Source organism: Mesorhizobium sp. AA22, assembly GCF_001672375.2.
In the GTDB taxonomy this organism is placed as follows: Bacteria; Pseudomonadota; Alphaproteobacteria; order Rhizobiales; family Rhizobiaceae; genus Mesorhizobium; species Mesorhizobium wenxiniae.
Genome location: NZ_CP048406.1, coordinates 2,901,594 through 2,917,900 on the forward strand (window position 1 = coordinate 2,901,594; position 16,307 = coordinate 2,917,900).

The 16,307-nt window shown below is 64.0% G+C and carries 16 protein-coding genes; 3 read left to right on the forward strand and 13 right to left on the reverse strand.

The window, feature by feature from the left end:
* Positions 1 to 26: 26 nt before the first annotated feature.
* A complete protein-coding gene (locus A9K68_RS14130; protein WP_065006727.1) occupies positions 27 to 827 on the forward strand; it encodes a 3-methyl-2-oxobutanoate hydroxymethyltransferase in 801 nt (266 codons plus the stop codon).
* 59 nt (positions 828 to 886) lie between these two features.
* Here the strand turns inward: A9K68_RS14130 and hutH are convergent, their stop codons facing one another.
* The 13 genes from hutH to A9K68_RS14195 form a co-directional block, all read right to left on the reverse strand.
* Complete coding sequence (hutH, locus tag A9K68_RS14135; protein WP_065006728.1) at positions 887 to 2,368, reverse strand: histidine ammonia-lyase; 1,482 nt, start codon at positions 2,366 to 2,368, stop codon at positions 887 to 889.
* A complete protein-coding gene (locus A9K68_RS14140; protein WP_065006729.1) occupies positions 2,365 to 3,366 on the reverse strand; it encodes an ornithine cyclodeaminase family protein in 1,002 nt (333 codons plus the stop codon). The genes hutH and A9K68_RS14140 overlap by 4 nt, the downstream gene beginning before the upstream one ends.
* A 470-nt stretch (positions 3,367 to 3,836) precedes the next feature.
* Positions 3,837 to 4,724: an amidohydrolase gene (locus A9K68_RS14145; RefSeq protein WP_065006771.1), complete on the reverse strand. Its 888-nt coding sequence runs from the start codon at positions 4,722 to 4,724 to the stop codon at positions 3,837 to 3,839.
* A complete protein-coding gene (locus tag A9K68_RS14150; RefSeq protein WP_246811375.1) occupies positions 4,724 to 5,842 on the reverse strand; it encodes a VWA domain-containing protein in 1,119 nt (372 codons plus the stop codon). Before A9K68_RS14150 ends, A9K68_RS14145 begins: the two co-directional genes overlap by 1 nt.
* Positions 5,843 to 5,988: 146 nt before the next feature.
* Positions 5,989 to 6,870 (reverse strand): MoxR family ATPase, encoded by an 882-nt coding sequence (locus A9K68_RS14155; protein WP_065006731.1) that lies wholly within the window; start codon positions 6,868 to 6,870, stop codon positions 5,989 to 5,991.
* A gap of 9 nt (positions 6,871 to 6,879) precedes the next feature.
* A complete protein-coding gene (locus tag A9K68_RS32265; protein ID WP_065006732.1) occupies positions 6,880 to 7,884 on the reverse strand; it encodes a molybdopterin cofactor-binding domain-containing protein in 1,005 nt (334 codons plus the stop codon).
* Between the two features lies 1 nt (position 7,885).
* Entirely contained in the window at positions 7,886 to 9,253 is a 1,368-nt protein-coding gene (locus tag A9K68_RS32270) for a xanthine dehydrogenase family protein molybdopterin-binding subunit (RefSeq protein ID WP_065006733.1), read from the reverse strand.
* Between the two features lie 14 nt (positions 9,254 to 9,267).
* Positions 9,268 to 9,750 (reverse strand): (2Fe-2S)-binding protein, encoded by a 483-nt coding sequence (locus A9K68_RS14170; RefSeq protein ID WP_065006734.1) that lies wholly within the window; start codon positions 9,748 to 9,750, stop codon positions 9,268 to 9,270.
* A 50-nt stretch (positions 9,751 to 9,800) separates the two neighbouring features.
* Complete coding sequence (locus tag A9K68_RS14175) at positions 9,801 to 10,592, reverse strand: FAD binding domain-containing protein (protein ID WP_065006735.1); 792 nt, start codon at positions 10,590 to 10,592, stop codon at positions 9,801 to 9,803.
* 16 nt (positions 10,593 to 10,608) lie between these two features.
* Positions 10,609 to 11,052 (reverse strand): SRPBCC family protein, encoded by a 444-nt coding sequence (locus A9K68_RS14180; protein ID WP_029351643.1) that lies wholly within the window; start codon positions 11,050 to 11,052, stop codon positions 10,609 to 10,611.
* 115 nt (positions 11,053 to 11,167) lie between these two features.
* A complete protein-coding gene (locus A9K68_RS14185) occupies positions 11,168 to 11,995 on the reverse strand; it encodes an AraC family transcriptional regulator (RefSeq protein WP_065006736.1) in 828 nt (275 codons plus the stop codon).
* Between the two features lie 175 nt (positions 11,996 to 12,170).
* Complete coding sequence (locus tag A9K68_RS14190) at positions 12,171 to 13,169, reverse strand: ABC transporter permease (protein WP_029351638.1); 999 nt, start codon at positions 13,167 to 13,169, stop codon at positions 12,171 to 12,173.
* Positions 13,170 to 13,209: 40 nt separating this feature from the next.
* Positions 13,210 to 13,950 (reverse strand): ATP-binding cassette domain-containing protein, encoded by a 741-nt coding sequence (locus tag A9K68_RS14195; RefSeq protein ID WP_029351636.1) that lies wholly within the window; start codon positions 13,948 to 13,950, stop codon positions 13,210 to 13,212.
* Between the two features lie 426 nt (positions 13,951 to 14,376).
* Here A9K68_RS14195 and A9K68_RS14200 point away from each other — a divergent pair, with 426 nt between their 5' ends.
* Both A9K68_RS14200 and A9K68_RS14205 read left to right on the forward strand, forming a co-directional pair.
* The gene (locus A9K68_RS14200) at positions 14,377 to 15,366 is read left to right on the forward strand and encodes a sugar-binding protein (RefSeq protein WP_065006737.1); all 990 of its coding nucleotides are present in this window, start codon (positions 14,377 to 14,379) and stop codon (positions 15,364 to 15,366) included.
* Positions 15,367 to 15,501: 135 nt separating this feature from the next.
* Positions 15,502 to 16,299, forward strand: a complete 798-nt coding sequence (locus A9K68_RS14205) for a FadR/GntR family transcriptional regulator (RefSeq protein ID WP_065006738.1) — start codon at positions 15,502 to 15,504, stop codon at positions 16,297 to 16,299.
* Positions 16,300 to 16,307 lie beyond the last annotated feature (8 nt).

A 16,307-nucleotide genomic window follows, 5' to 3' on the forward strand; every position in this document is an offset into this window, starting at 1 on the left:
ACAGGCAACAAAGGGGACCAAAATCGATGAGCCGCAAAAGACCCACGATCGCCGATCTGCGCGCCATGAAGGGCAAGCGGCAATTGACCATGCTGCGCGTGTTGACGATGGACGAGGCCGAGGCAGCCGAAAGAGCCGGGGTCGACATTGTCTCGGTGCCGCCGGAGCTGGTGCTCAACCCGCAATACCGCGATGCCGCACCCAGCCTGTTCACCATGCCGGGCGACAATTTCTACGAGATCGGCACAGGCGACGACTTCGTCCGCTGGGCGTTCCAGCTCTACAAGGCGAGCGCCGACGCGGTCTATTGCAGCGCCGGCTTTGCAACTGTCAAACGGCTGGCCGATGACAACATCCCGGTGATCGGCCATGTCGGACTGATCCCGTCGCGTGCCACCTGGACCGGCGGCTTCAAGGCTGTCGCCAAGACCGCCGACAGCGCCATGCAGATTTTCGAGGCAGTCAAGCAGTACGAGGCCGCAGGCGCGGTCGGCGCCGAGATCGAAGTGGTGCCGGTCGAAGTGGCTAATGCGATTTCGGAGCGGACCTCGCTGATCATGCTGTCGATGGGGGCGGGCACCGGCTGCGACGCGCAATATTTGTTCGCCGACGATATCCTTGGCCAGAACCGTGGCCACATACCGCGCCACTCCAAAGTCTACCGCAATTTCGCCGCCGAATATGACCGCCTGCAGGCGGAACGCATCGCCGCATTTTCCGAATATGTCGCCGACGTGAACAGCCTGGCCTATCCCGAAGACAAGCATGTGGTGCATATGGACCCGGACCAACTCGGTCTGTTCATGGAGAAGATCGACGCCGGATGAAACGCGTCGGCTAGGACCTGCTCGACAATATCGTCAGCCGGCATATGCGACGGCCGGCGCTATGGCAGCCATGTTCCGGTAGCCAGCGCAGCGTAAAGCGCCTCCGCGTCAATACCCAGCCCTCTGTCTTCCCTAAGCGGCGCGACGAGGGCACGCACGGCTGCGTGAATTCCCGCTGTGCCCGGCGCGAGAGTCAGCCCGTCGCGCAGGTCTACGGCCTGTGCGGCGGCCATCAGCTCGAAGGCGATCAGCCGCTGCCACAGCACGATCATGTCGGCGCATTTCGAAACGGCCAGCGGTGCTTGCGTCGCATGGTCCTCAACGCCCTCCGAGACCTGCAGGAAGTCGAGCATCACCGGGTTGGCCCTGTGGCGGATGGCGGCGAGAATAGCACTTACTGTCTTTTGCAGCGGCACGAAGCCGGCCGAAGCGCCGCCGACCGGCGACAGATATTTGGGCAGGCCGTTGCGGCCTGAGCCGGTAAGCTGGATGAAGCGGGCAGCACAGGCGGCCGCACATTGAGCGATGGCAAGACTGAGCGTCTCGAAGGCAAGCGACAGTGACGGGGTGTGAAAATTGCCGGTCGACAGCACCGTGTCGTCGTCGCCCAGCACCAGCGGGTTGTCGGCGGCGGCGTTGAGCTCGATCTCGACAGCTTGCCTGGCCTGATCGATTGCCTGCAACAGCGCGCCATGGATCGACGGCATGCAACGGATCGACAGCGGGTCTTGCAAGGTCGCCGGCGTCGGCGCCTTGTCGCGTGCCAGCAGATCGCGCAAGCGTTGCGCGGCCTGCTGCTGGCCAGCGGCCGGTCGCGCCGCCTGCAGGCGCGGATCGAGGATCGTCTGGTTGGCGCCGATGCCTTCAATGGTCAGCGCGCCCGCCTGCTGTTGCTGTGCGAAGGCGGACAATGCGTCAGCCGCTGCCAGCGCACCGCTGCCGGCGGACACCGCCGAGGCGCTTATCAGCGACAGCCCGTCCTTGGGGGCGAGGCTGACGGGGGCGAGGCGGGCCATCGCAAGCGCCTTGGCCGCCGACATGCGCCGGCCCTGAAAGTCAGCTTCGCCGTCGCCGGTCAGCATGCGACCGAGCGTTGCCATCAGCACCAGGTCGCTGTCGCCGATCGAGCCCAGCGACGGCATCACCGGATGCACGCCGGCATTGAGCGCGCCGATGAGTGCGAGGAAAACCTCTGATGAAATGCCCGAACCGCCGGCCGAAAACATCGCGGTGCGGGCAAGCATCGTCGCCCGCACGATGTCCTGTGGCAGCGCGTCACCCACGGCGCCGCTGCGTCCTTCCAGCAACTGGTGCTGAAAGGCGCTGGCGTCGCCGCTGACCGACGTGCCGAGATTGGCGCCGAGACCGGTATTGAGCCCATAGATCGGCTGGCCAGAAGCGGCGGCGCGGTCGAGCACCTTGCGCGCTCTGTCCAGCCTGTCGATGACAATGGATGCCACTTCCACCTTGCGTCCGTCGCGGGCAACCGCCGCGACGTCCTCGATGCTGACGCCCGTTCCGGTGAGGACAAGCGCGCTCATGCGAAACGCAGCCGCTGGCCGATGCCTTGCGCCTGCGCCTTGGCCAGCATCGCCTTACCCAGCGCGATATCTGAGAGCGACAGGCCGCGATGCCAGAACAGGATCGTCTCGTCGTCGCTCTGGCGCCCCGGCTTGAGGCCGGCGGCGATCTGGCCAAGTTCGGCGTGCAGCGTCTGCTCGCTCAGGCGTCCGGTCTCGACATGGGCGCGCAGCGAGCCGAATTTGCCGCCCTTGCACTGGCCCCAATCGTCGACGACGATCTTTGCCATGATGTCGGTCAACGACAGCTCCACCGCGCTCATCGTGCCGTAGGGCATCACCAGCCCGCCGGGCTTGATCCATGCGGTCTTCAGCAGCGGCTGCGGTTCCGGCAGCCGCGAGGCCTCGACGACGATGTCGGCGCCCTCGACGCAAGCGCGCCAGTCGGCGACCGCCGTGACCTTCTTGCCGAGATCGGCGGACAGCTTGGCGGCAAAGCTGTCGCGACTTTCCGGCCGGCGCGAATGCACGCGGATCTCGTCGAAGTCGAAGAGATGGTCGAGCAGGCGCACGTTCCAGTAGGCCGTGCCGCGCGCGCCGACATGGCCGAGAACCTTCGACGTTTTTTTCGCCAGATGTTTCGCGCCGATGGCGGTGACGGCACCGGTGCGCATGTCGGTGATGACGGTGGCGTCGAGGATGGCGCGGGGCGTGCCGGTGCGCGGATCGAACAGGTTGAGAATGCCGAATTCTGAAGGCAGGCCGTGCAGGTAGTTGTCCACATAATCTCCGACGATCTTGACTCCCGCCGCATCGAGCGGCGCGACGTAGCCGCGCAGGACGTTGAAATGGCCGTTGAAGGACGGGTCCGGCTCGAGATGGACGCGCGGCTCGATCACCGCCTGGCCGTTGCCCTGCGCCACCAGCCCGGCCTCGACCGCTTCGACGATTTCCGCGTCTGCCATATCAAGCGCTTCAATGTCGAGGGCGTTCAGATAGTCGATGTAGATGGGCTTCATGCGCAGATTGGTCCTGATGAAGAGGGGTTCTGGTCAGAAGAGGCGAAACGAAATCGCGAAGTGTCAAAGGCTGGTTCGATGGGGCCAGTCATCGCATAACAGGTCGCGATACGACACGAAAGTTTGTTGGTCCATGTCCTAGACGGTGCCGCCAAAATGCTGTTCAGACCGAAGCGTCTTCGATTTCGGACAATTGCCTGGTTCCCAGTGGCCGGGAAAAACTTTCTCGCACAGTTCTGCGCATGACCGCTATTCCCGAAAACGCTTGCCCGAACCGCTACGGCAGGCGCGGGGGCGCTGATCGTCGCCGTCGCCTTCTTCATGCAGCTTCTGGATTCGACGATCATCGCCTATGGCGTCTGTCCTGTGTCGGTGACAAAGAAAAACTATTTGCGCAGCCGTGCATTAGCGACGTGTGTTCGCACGAAGAATCAAACGTTTGACGTGAAGGAGCAAAGGGAAACGCCGCGCTACACCGGCCGATATACCTTCTCCGCCGTACTCCAGAAGATGTCGGCCTCTGCCGCCCCGCCATGTCTGCCCACCGCGTCGCGGTGCGCGTTGATCAGTTCGGCGTGGCTGGTCCATAGCTTTTCGATCGGGAAGTTCGAGCCGAACATCAGATGGTCGCTGCCGAGGATGTCGATCACGTTGTCGACGATATAGGCGATCAGCGCCGGGTCGTTGCGGTGGACGAAGGTGCCGAGGCCGGAGAGCTTGGCGTAGAGGTTGGGTGCCGCTGAAAGCGTTCGCAGTCCCGCCTTCCAGGCCTCCGTGGTTTCGTCCGACATATCGGTCAGCATGCCGGCATGGGTGAGGATGAAATTGGTCTCAGGATTCTGGCCGACAAGCGTCAGCCCGTCCTTCATCTGGGCGGGGAAAAGCTGCAGATCGAAGGACAGGCCGTAGTCTTTCAGCCGCGCCACATTGGCTCGCACCTTCGGGTCGATGACCTGATCCGGTGCTGCGGCGAAGCGGAAAGCCGACGTTTCGTGCCAGTGCAGCTGCATGCGCACGCCGCGCAGCAGGGGGTACTTGATCAGCCGGTCGATCTGGGGCCTGATATCGTCCACCGTCATGTCGGCATAGCCGACGATGGCATGCGGCCAGCCGGTCTCGTCGGCTGTCTTCTGCAGGAAGGCGACCTCGGTCTCGAAATCCTCCTTGGCCCAGTTGGTCTGGACATAGACCGCCTTCTCGACGCCTGAGCCTTGCTGATCGGCCAGGAATTCCTCGATCGGATAGTCGCGGCGGATCGGTTCATAGGGTCCGAAGATGCGCGCCACCATCGGGCCGACCAGCCATGGCTGGTCCTTTTGGCGCCAGATGTGGAAGTGTGCGTCGATCGCCTTCTGCATCATGATACCCTTTTCCAGATGGCTGAGGCCGCCGGGGCAGGGCGGGCTAGCGACAGGATGAAATCGGCTAGATCGGCGATCGACGAGCCATCGACCAGATCGTCGAGCACAGGCAGGATGGCGCGAAGCGCTGCCGTGGCCGGCTGGAAGCGCGGATCGCCGGCCAGCGGTGTCGCCAGCGAAAGCCGGAAGGCGCGGGCACTCAGCCGGCGCATCGCCGTTTCCAGCTCGGCATGGTCGCCGCGCTCCAGCGCATCCGACAGGATGATGACCGCCGCCCCGCGCGCGAAAGCGGAAAAGCGCGGCACCGACAGGAAGGCGAGCAGCGTCGGCCCCATGCGGGTGCCGCCATCCCAGTCGTCGACCAGTGCTGCCACGCGGGCTAGCGCCTGGTCGCGGTCGCGTATGCGCAACGCCGTCGTGATGCGGTTCAGCCGCGTGCCGAAGGTGAAAATTTCCGCCCGGTCCGCGCCTTGCACCGCGGCGTGCGCCAGTTTGAGATAGTCCGATGTATGCAGCTTCATCGAGCCCGAGACGTCGATCAGGATCAGCAGCTTGCGCGGCACGGTCTGCCGGCGGCGCAGCAACGGCGAGGGGACATCGCCATCGGCGCTAACGATTTCGCGGAGCGAGCGGCGCAGATCGAGCTTGCCATGCGCGTGCGTGCGCACGGTGCGAAAGGAGCGGCGGGCGGGCAAAGCGGTAGCGAGCTTGCGGCGGAAGGCGGCAAGCCCGTCGCCGTCGCGCCGGAAGTCGCGGGCGCTCAACTGTTCGGCGCCAGACGATAGCTCCCCGCCTTCCTCCTGGTGCGCCACCTCGATCTCTTCATCGCTGGTGCCGCCGTCGTCCTTGATGCGGGTTTCCTCGTCGGCCTCGCCCTCGACGAGGGCAGCCATGTTGCCGTAGAAATGGCTTTGGAAATGCGCCTCGAATTCGTCGCGGCGGTCCGGCGGCGGCGCCAGCGTGGCAAGCGCCGCTTCGTGGATATCGATCATCGAGCGCGGGCCAAGCAGCGTCACCGCCTGCAGGAAGCCGGAGATTTGCTCTGGAGCGATCAAAAAGCCGAAGCGGCGCAGCAGCCGGCCAAAGCCGAGGAGAGGTGCAGCCGCCCGCGGCAAGGTCTCCTCTCCCCGTTCACGGGGAGAGGATGCCGGCAGGCAGGTGAGGGGCGGCGTCGACATTCGCGTTTGGCGCTGCCCCTCATTCGCCCCTTTGGGGCACCTTCTCCCCGTGAACGGGGCGAAGGGGTCGTTGACGCCACCCGTCACGCCAGTGCCTCCTCGACGATCCGGCCAAGCTCGGGGGCGATATAGGACAGGTCTTCCTCGTCCTTGATCAGCACGCCAATGGCGCGGCGGAACGCTTCCGGCCAAGGAGTGCCGCCCTGTTCGAGGATGGTCGCGGCGTTCGCCCATTCGATCGCTTCGGCGATGCCCGGCGGTTTGGCCAGCGGGCGGGCGCGAATATCGTGCACGGCAGAAGCCACCGCACGCGCCGTGGCCTCTGCGACGTCACCGGCACGGAGCATGATGATCTCGGCTTCGCGCTCGGCGTCGGGATAGGTGATCCAGTGATAGACGCAGCGGCGACGCAGCGCCTCGGCCAGCTCGCGCGTGCGGTTCGAAGTCAGGATGACGATCGGCTGCGCCTTGGCACGGATGGTGCCGCGCTCGGGAATGCTGATCTGGAAATCGGAAAGGAATTCCAAGAGCAGCGCTTCGAACTCATGATCCGAACGGTCAATCTCGTCGACCAGCAGCACGCGCTTTTCCGGGGCCTTCAGCACCTGCAGCAGCGGCCGCGCGATCAGGAAACGGTCGTCATAGATGTCGACCTCATGCTCGCCGGCGTGGCGGATGGCGAGCAGCTGGCGCTGATAGTTCCATTCGTAGAGCGCATGCGCGGCGTCGATGCCCTCATAGCATTGCAACCGCACCAGATCGCGCCCGAGCAGTTCGGCTATCGCCTTCGCCGCTTCGGTCTTGCCGACGCCGGGCGAGCCTTCGAGCAGCAGCGGCTTGCCCAGCCTTATCGCCAGGAAGACGGCAGTCGCCAAGCTTTCATCGGCGAGATAGTGCGAGGCGGCGAGGTGCGACGCCACCGCCTCCGGCGAGGTCGCGATAGTCTCGGCGCTTCTCTTGGGCATTTCCAACACTCAGTTCGGGGCTTGCGCCTTCAACGCCCGCAGGATGCGCTCCGGCGTGATCGGCAGCGTGTCTATGCGCACGCCGACGGCATCGAAGACGGCATTGGCGACCGCTGGGATTTGCGGGTTGGCGCACATTTCGCCCGGCCCCTTGGCGCCGTACGGGCCGTCGGCCGATGGCCGTTCCAGCACGATGATCTCGGTTTGCGCAAGATCGCCCGGTCCCGGCATCAAATACTGGTTGAAGTCGGTGCCGCCATGATCGCGATTGGGATAATAGGGTTCAGTCGTCTCGTAGAGCGCGTGGCTGATGCCCATCCATGAGCCGCCGATGAGCTGCTGCTCAACCATCTTCGGGTTCAGCGCGCGGCCGATCTCAAAAATGTTCTTGACCGTCAGCACGGTGACCTCGCCGGTCTCGTCATCGACCTCGACCTCGGCCACCGTGCAGGCGTGGGCGTAGCAGGTCGACGGCTTCATCGCGCCGGTTTCTTTCTCGGGATAGGAGCGGGGAATCAAAAACATGCCGCGACCGGAGATCGAGCGGCCGCGCTTGAAGTGAGCCGACAGCGCGACATCGAAGATCGAAATCGATTTTTGCGGCGCGCCCTTGACCAGGATGTTGCCTTGGCCGTCGGTTTCGAGGTCCGACGCATTCACTTCCAGTTCCTCGGCCGCCACTTCCAGCATCACCTGGCGGGCTTCCCTGGCCGCCTGGATGACGGCGTTGCCGGCGCGGTGGGTGCCGCGCGAGGCGAAGGTGCCCATGCAGTGCGGGCCGGTATCGGTGTCGGCGGTGTCGACGACGACGCGGTCGGACGGCACGCCGATCGTCTCGGCGCAGATCTGCGCCATGATCTGCTTCATGCCCTGGCCGAGATCGACGCTCGACAGCGTCACCATGAAATTGCCGGTCGGCGTCGAATGCACCAGCGCCTGGGTCGGGTCACCGCCGAGGTTCATGCCGGTCGGATAGTTGATTGCGGCGACGCCGCGTCCACGCCTGATCGCCATCTCAAGCTCCCTTCGCGTAGGACGACATCGCCATGAACTTCTCCGCCACCGGCCAGTTGGCGGTGCGCGAGGCTTCCTGCATGCACTCGATCAGCGCAGCGCCTTCGGTCGGCTGGCGGTGCGCCTTCATGTCGCCGTCGCGGTAGGCATTGATGAAGCGGAATTCGAGCGGGTCCATGCCGATCAACCGGGCGAGCTTGTCCATCTGCACCTCCAGCGCGAAATCGCCGATGGTGACGCCGAAGCCGCGCATGGCGGAGGAAGGCGTGCGGTTGGTGTAGACGCAGTAGGTGTCGATCCAGACATTCGGGATCGTGTAAGGGCCGGGGTAGTGGCCAGCGCCCTTCTGCGCGCCATAGGGCGAATGGCGTGAGTAGGCGCCGGCATCGGTGTAGCCGGTGACTTTGCGGGCGACGATGCGGCCATCCTTCATGACGCCATCCTTGATGACGACCTTTTCGGCAGCGCGCGGCGAGGAGATCTGCATCTCCTCCTCTCGGCTGTAGATGAAGGAGACCGGCCGCCCGGTCAGCTTGGCGCCGAGGATGGCGATCGGCTCGACAATGACGTCGACCTTGCCGCCAAAGCCGCCGCCGACAGTGCCGCCGACGAAATGCAGCTTGTTGCCGGGCATCTGCAGGATGATTGAGGCATTGTCGAGGGTGAAGAACATCGCCTGCGTGTTGGTGTAGCAGGTGAAGCGGTCATTGCCCTCCGGCGCGACGATACAGCCGGTCGTCTCGGTCGGTGCGTGTTCAATCGGCGAAGATTGGTAGGTCTGCTCAAGCACATGGTCGGCGCCAGCGAAGCCGGCCTCGACATCGCCGAAGCGCACCTTGCGGCATTCACCGCTGTCATAGTGGTAATAGTTCCGGCCGTGATATTCGTTCACTATCGGCGCGCCGGGCTTCAGCGCCTCCTCCATGTCGAAGACTGCCGGCAGCACCTCGTAATCGACCTTGACCCTGGCCGCCGCTTCCTGCGCGGCACGCTCGGTCTCGGCCAGCACCGCCACCACGGCCTCGCCTTTCCAGCGCACCTTGCCGTCGGCCAGAACCGTTTCGTCTTCCGGCCCGATCTGGATCAGGATCAGGATGGTGTAGACATTGTGCGGCACATCCTTGGCGGTCAGCACCTTGACGACGCCCGGATGTTTCTCGGCCTCTGAAGTGTCGATGCTGCGGATGCGGGCGTGATGATGCGGGCTGCGCACCATCTTCAGATGCAGCATGCCGGGAAAATTGCGGTCGGCGAAATAGGCGGTCTTGCCAGTGACGTGACCGGGGGAATCCGAGCGCGGCCTGGGCTGGCCGATCTCGTGCAGATCGTCCTTGCGCTGGTCGGCGAAGTAGCTCTTGCGGAGTTCCATCTTTTCGACTCCCCTCAAGCCGCGTTCTGCGAATTGGATCGCGCGGCGGTCAGCACCGCCTGGATGATCGGCTCGTAGCCGGTGCAGCGGCAGATATTGCCCGACAGCGCCTCGACCACCTCGTCGCGGCTGGGGTTCGGCGTGTGGTCGAGCAGCACCTTGGCGGCCATGATCATGCCCGGCGTGCAGAAGCCGCATTGGGTGGCGAAGGCGTCGAGGAAGGCCCGCTGCAGCGGATGCAGAACGCCGCCTTCCGAAAGCCCCGATGTCGTGGTGATGGCCGCACCGTTGCAGGTTTCGGCCAGCGTCAGGCAGGAGAGCCGGAGCTCACCGTCGATGATGACCGAGCAGGCGCCGCATGTGCCTTGATGGCAGCCGCCTTTCGGTGAGGTGTCGCCGATCTTGTCGCGCAGGGCGTTGAGCAGCGTCGTACCGCTGTCGATGAATTCGGCCTTCTCCGCGCCGTTGAGCGTGAACTGAACCGGGACCTTTGCCATGTTTCCTCCTGGCGCGCCTGCTCGTGGGCAAGCGCGCTCCCCTGGATATTTCAGCCGAGTAGCAGCCGGCCGAGATGGACCGGCAGGACTTCGTTGCGATACCAGGCACTGGCGATCGGATCGGTAACAGGCGAGGTGCCGTCGCCGGCCGCAGCAAGCGCCGGCGCGATGCCATCGCTGGTGAGCGTCCTGCCGAGCAGCGCCTTCTCCGCCGCCGTCGCACGCATCGGCCGGTCGGCCATGCAGCCAAGCGCTATCCGTGCCGAAGACACGGTTCCGTCCGGTGCTTGTTCCAGCACGGCGGCGATGCTCAGCACCGAGACGCCCTTCGGCTTGATCCTCGACACTTTCAGGAAGCGAAAGCCTTCAGCCGGAAACGTAAATCCAACTGCGGTGATGATGGCGTGGTTGCTTTCGCGTTTTGCCAGGAAGGTTTCGATCGGTAGCTCGCCGTCGTCGATATTGACGGTTGCGTCCAGTGCCAGCAGCGCCACGGTGAAGTCGCCATAGGGCGCCGGGGCGAAAAGATTGCCGCCGACGGTCGCCATGGTGCGGATCGCCGGGCCGCCGACGGCGCGCGCCGCGTGGGCAAGCGACGCGAGATCCGGATGACGGGCGATCGCCGCCATGGTCACCGAAGCGCCAATGCGGACCTTGCCGCCGGAAACGGTGATCGCCGACAGCGCCGGCTCGGTCGACCTGATGAGGCTGGAGACCGACACATCGCCTTCATTGGCGGCGCGCACGACCAGCGTGCCGCCGCCGAGGTATCGGGTACCGGCGGCTTTCAGCGCCGCATTGGCGTCCTTGACCGTCGAGAAAGTCTGCAGGGCGAGCGCCATGGAAGGCTCCTTTTGCTCAACTTTGGCCGGCGAAATGACTTTTCAAAGCGTTGAAACCGCCCTGGAAGACGTTGGCGCCCATGCCCTCGGCCAGTTTGTCGGCTTCTTCCGGGGGCGCGTCGAAGCTGGCGGTCCATTCGGCATAGGTGCGGTCGCCATCGGTCACCCGCCGCAGCTGCAGCGTCGCCTTGTGGTTGGTCAGCGGCTGCGGTGTCTCCAGGATGGAGTAGCTGACGAGGAAATTGCCGTCGGAGAAGTCGAGCAACTTTTCGCGAATGCGGGCGCCGCTGGCGAGCTGAAAGTTGCGCACGCAGCCGATCGTGCCGGGATCCTTGCCGTCCTCGATATGGCTTTCGACCATACGCGGATGCCAGCTCGGCAGGCCGTTGAAGTCGCGTATGCGCGCCCAAACCTTTTCGACCGGCGCGTCGATGACGCTGGAGATGGTAACTTTCGCCATAAGGTCGTTCCCTTGCAAGCATGTATGTCGCGAGGGTAGGGCGGCGGGCCCGGCGGCGCTTATCAATGCGTCTTGACCGCCTATCAAATAGTCTGAAAAACGGCTGCCAGGCGGCTCAGGAAATGGCCCGCGCCGCCTCGCGATAGAGTGTCGGCGGAACGCCGACATGATCGCGGAAGAAGCGCGAGAAATTGCCCTGGGTGGTGAAGCCAAGATTGCAGGCGACCGAGATCAGCGGCTCCTGCGACCATTGCAACTGCCGCACGGCTTCCTCCATGCGCAACGTGTTCCAGTAGACGTTGGGCGTCAGATTGGTCTGCTCCTTGAACAGCGCGAAGAAATGCGGCCGCGACAGGCCGACGCTGCGTGCCACATCGTCGAAGCAGATACGCTCGCAGACATTGGCCTTCATCAGCTTGATCGCCTTGCGGACACGGAAATCCTGCATGGTGTGGACGCGGGCGCGTGCTACTTGCGGTGCCGAGGCGTCGGCGGCGTCGAGCACGCTGTCGATGAAGCGCTCGATCTCGTAATTGGCGATGTCGTCGATGCTCTCATTGTCGCTGAGATGGTCGAGAAGGTTGGCTGCCGCCTTGTGCAGCCAGGGCTCCAGCGTGATCCCCGGTGCTGAAAATAGCGGCGCGGACGACGGCAGGTCGCGACGCCGGCGCGCCCAGTCCGGATCGATGTAGAAGGCGAGGAACAGGCCGGGCCGGCCGTCGCTGGACAAAGCGTGGCTGTGCGGCTGGAAGGAATTGATGCCGGCGGCGGTGCCGGGCCCAAGCCGCACCGTTTCGCGACCGATGGTCATCTCGCCGGCCGTGCCTTCCAGCCAGATGATGATATGCGCCTCGACATGGGCATGGGTGACGAAGTCGCTGGCGACGTTCAGGACAGAAACATGTCCGAACCGGCCCCAGTAGAGCCTGATCGCTTCCGTCATGGGTATATCCTCCCGCAGGCGACTGGCCTCCCTTCGCCTGCAATGGGGATAGTGGGGCTCAGTCCGGGCCTGCGTCAAGGCACATGCGCACGCCTGGCGCCCGTCATGGGCCGTACCGGCCGATTATCAGACTGAGCGATAGCAAGGGAAACGAATAGCGTTCGTCAACTGCGGTCTATTCGTTGCGCCTGAAATTGCGGATCCGGTCGAACAGGACCGCCAGCAGAATGGCGCCGCCGATGAACACGCCTTGCCAGAAGGCATTGATGCCGAGCAGGCCGAGACTGTTGCGGATCACTTCGATCAGCGCCGCGCCAACGACGGCGCCAAAGGCCGTGCCCATGCCGCCGGCCAGGTTGGCGCCACCGATGACGGTCGCGGCGATGACCTGAAGCTCCATGCCGTTGCCGAGATTGGTGGTGACGGCGCCAAGCCAGCCGGTCTGGATGATGCCGGCGATACCGGCCGCGAGCGCCGAGATCATATAGACCGCGACCTTGATCTGGCGCACCGGAACGCCGGTCAGCGTCGCCGCATGCTCGTTGCCGCCGATGGCGAAGATGTGCCGGCCGAATTTCGTCCAGCGCAGGACGAAGCCGGTGATCAGTGCCAGCACGATCGTGTAGAGCACCGGATTGGCGATGCCGAACACAAAGGCGCCGCCGCCCAGCGCCAGAAGCTTGTCGTGATCCGGCCCGAACTGGAAGACGACGGTGTTGTTGGAGGCGACCATGGCAAGGCTGCGCGCAATCGACAGCATGCCGAGCGTCACCACGAACGGCGGAAAGCCGAGATAGGCGATCAAGATACCGTTGAAGGCGCCGATGATCAGCGCTGTCGCGATTGCAGCGGCAATGCCGATCTCGATGCCGTAGCCGGCATGCATGGTCACCGCCAGCACCATCGAACACAGGCAAAGCACCGAACCGACCGAAAGGTCGATGCCGCCGGTGATTATGACGAAGGTCATGCCCAGAGCGACGATGGCGACGAAGGTGACGTTACGGGTGATGTTGTAGAGGTTCTTCGTCGTGGCGAACGAATCCGTGGCGACAGACAGGAACAGGCAGGCGAGGATGACCGCGATCACCACCCAGAAGGTCTGGCTGGCAAACACCCTGGTCAGCAAAGTGTGCTGCTTCTGCGCGATCGTCTGGTCAAGAGTTACTGCCATCGTCGACCTTTATCTGCTTGCGTGATGAAACCCGCTGACATCAAACCTGTTCGATGGCGCCGGTGATGAGCCCGGTGACTTCCTCGGGCGAACTCGACGCGATCGTCTTGTCGGCAACCTTGCGGCCGCGCCGCATGACGATGACGCGGTCGGCAACGTCAAAGACGTCGGGCATGCGGTGACTGATCAGCACGACCGCAATGCCCTGGTCGCGCAAATGGCGGATCAGGTTCAGCACCTCGGCGACCTGTCGGACCGAAATCGCCGCCGTCGGCTCGTCCATCAGCACGATCTTAGCCTGCGAAAGCATGGTGCGGGCAATCGCCACCGCTTGCCGCTGGCCGCCCGACATCTGCTTGACCAAGTCGCGCGGGCGGGTTTCGGATTTCAGCACGGCAAAGATCTGGCCGGCGCGCTTGTACATCGCGGCGTAGTCGAGGATGCGAAACGGCCCGACGCCGCGGCGCAGCTCGCGGCCGAGATAGACGTTGGCGGCGGCCGTCAGATTGTTGCACAGCGCCAGATCCTGATGGACGATCTCGATGCCGTGCTGGCGCGCCTCCACCGGCTTGTGCAGGATCAGTTCCTTGCCGTCCATCTGCATCGTGCCGTGGCTCGGGCGGAAGTTGCCGGCGATCATCTTGACCAGTGTCGACTTGCCGGCGCCGTTATCGCCCATCAGGCCGACCACCTGTCCGGCCTCGATCGACAGCGAAACGTCGTTGACGGCTTGGATGGCGCCGAAATGTTTCGAGATGTTGGCGAGTTCGAGAACCGACACCAGACTGCTTCCTCCCCGTGGTTCCGGCCAGCGGTTCTGCCGCGGCCTCGCTCTCCCCAGCCCCTCCCGGGAACAGCGCTTTCGCCCATTTACGCACATGCCCCCTTGCCGTCAACAGCGGCCTCTTTCGAAAAATCCGTTTTGTAGGACAAATAGCAATTGACGTTGGTCGCAAGCCGATATTAGCTAAGCGTCGGAGGAGATTATGCCGATCTCCTGTTCCGGCGCGCCGGCGGAATCGGCGGAGGTTTATCGGTCGAGGATCTGGCAGCGTCCGTACCGCGCTGGTCTGCGGCCGCATCTGGAAATACTTATCGGCCCGGCTTGGCGACACGAGTGCTCGCGAAACGAACCTCTGTCATCGCGCATCCGGGCCGGTCTGTGTGGCGGGCACGCCGTGTCCGTCTGTTTCAAGGGAGGACTGAAATGAGGAAATCACTATTGCTCGCTGCCGTCGCCATGCTGGCGTTGGGCGCCGGGCCGGCTATGGCCAAGAAACAGCTCGTCATCGTGGTGAAGGGGCTCGACAATCCGTTCTTCGAGGCCATCAACCAGGGTTGCCAGAAATGGAACTCGGAAAACGCCAACTCGGAATATGAATGCTTCTACACAGGTCCGGCGTCGACCTCGGACGAGGCCGGCGAAGCCCAGATCGTTCAGGACATGCTAAGCAAGCCAGACACGGTGGCGATGGCCATTTCGCCGTCCAACGCGCCGCTGATCGCGCAGACGATCAAAAGCGCCAATCCGTCGATCCCCATCATGACGCTCGACGCCGACCTCAGCAAGGAAGATGCGGCGCTGCGCAAGACCTATCTCGGCACCGACAACTACCTGATGGGCTACAAGATCGGCGAGTATATCAAGAAGGCCAAGCCGGATGGCGGCAAGATCTGCACCATCCAAGGCAATCCGGCGGCCGACAACATCCTGCGCCGCGCTCAGGGCATGCGCGACGCGCTTACAGGCCAGAAGGATCTCCCGGCGCTCGCCGGCGAGGGCGGCTGGACCGAGGTCGCCGGCTGCCCGGTGTTCACCAATGACGACGGCGCCAAGGGCGTGCAGGCGATGACCGATATCCTCGCCGCCAATCCCGATCTCGACGCTTTCGGCATCATGGGCGGCTGGCCGCTGTTCGGTGCGCCGCAGCCCTATCGCGACCTGTTCAAGCCGATGGCCGATAAAATCGCCAAGAACGAGTTCGTCATCGGCGCTGCCGATACGATCGGTGAGGAAGTGGCGATCGCCAAGGAGGGTCTGGTGACCGCGCTAGTCGGCCAGCGGCCGTTCGAGATGGGCTACAAGGCGCCCTCGGTGATGATTGACCTGATCGAAGGCAAGCCGGTCGCCGATCCGGTCTTCACCGGTCTCGACGAGTGCACCAAGGATACGGCCGACACCTGCATCCAGAAGTAGGTTCGCAGTTTCGGGGCGTCCGATCGACGGGCGCCCCGTCACACCGGTTCACGAAAAACCTACGAGGTGAGATTGCTGGGGCGAACCGCTCCTGCTTTGCCGCGCCTTGAGTTCAGCATGTGCCGGGGAACATGGATGTCGGACGCAAGATCGAAAAAGCGACTTACCACGGTTAATGCACGGGCCAAGGTCAAGGCACAGGCTGCCCGTCCGCCCGGCGCGCGCCGTACCGATGCGGCGCTGATCCCCGGATCGAGCGTGCATGCGTCGCTGGCCAACGAGATCGGCCTCAGGATCGTTCGCGGCGACTATCCGCCGGGAGCCATCCTGCCCAACGAGGCCAAATGGTCCGAGACTTTCAACGTCAGCCGCTCGGCGGTTCGCGAAGCGATCAAGATGCTGATGGCCAAGAGCCTGCTGGCTTCACGCCCCAAGATCGGCAGCTGGGTCGAGCCGAAGGAGCGCTGGAACCTGCTCGATCGCGACGTGCTGGCTTGGTACGCGACGTCGCCCGACCGCGAAGTGTTCCTCAGAACCGTGCAGGAGTTCCGTCATATTATCGAGCCGGAAGCCAGCGCCTTTGCCGCGATCCGGCGTAGCGACGAGCAGATGGCCGAGATCAGCCAGGCCTGCCGGGAGATGGGCCAAGCGACGACGCTGCAGGAGCGCACCCGCGCCGATACGCGTTTTCATCTCGCCATCCTGCGGGCGTCGGGCAACGACCTCCTGGTACCGCTCGGCGTGCTGATCGAATCCGCGCTCGACCACCTCTTCGTTTTCGTCACCCGCGAAACCAGCGACCAGCCTCGAGCGCAGGCGCTGCATGAGGCGATCGAGAAGAACATCCGGCTCCAGCGGCCGGCTGCAGCCCGCACCGCAGTGCACAGACTGCTCGCCAATACCGACGACGTTATCGGGCGGTCGCGGCGCTAGAGCGGTCC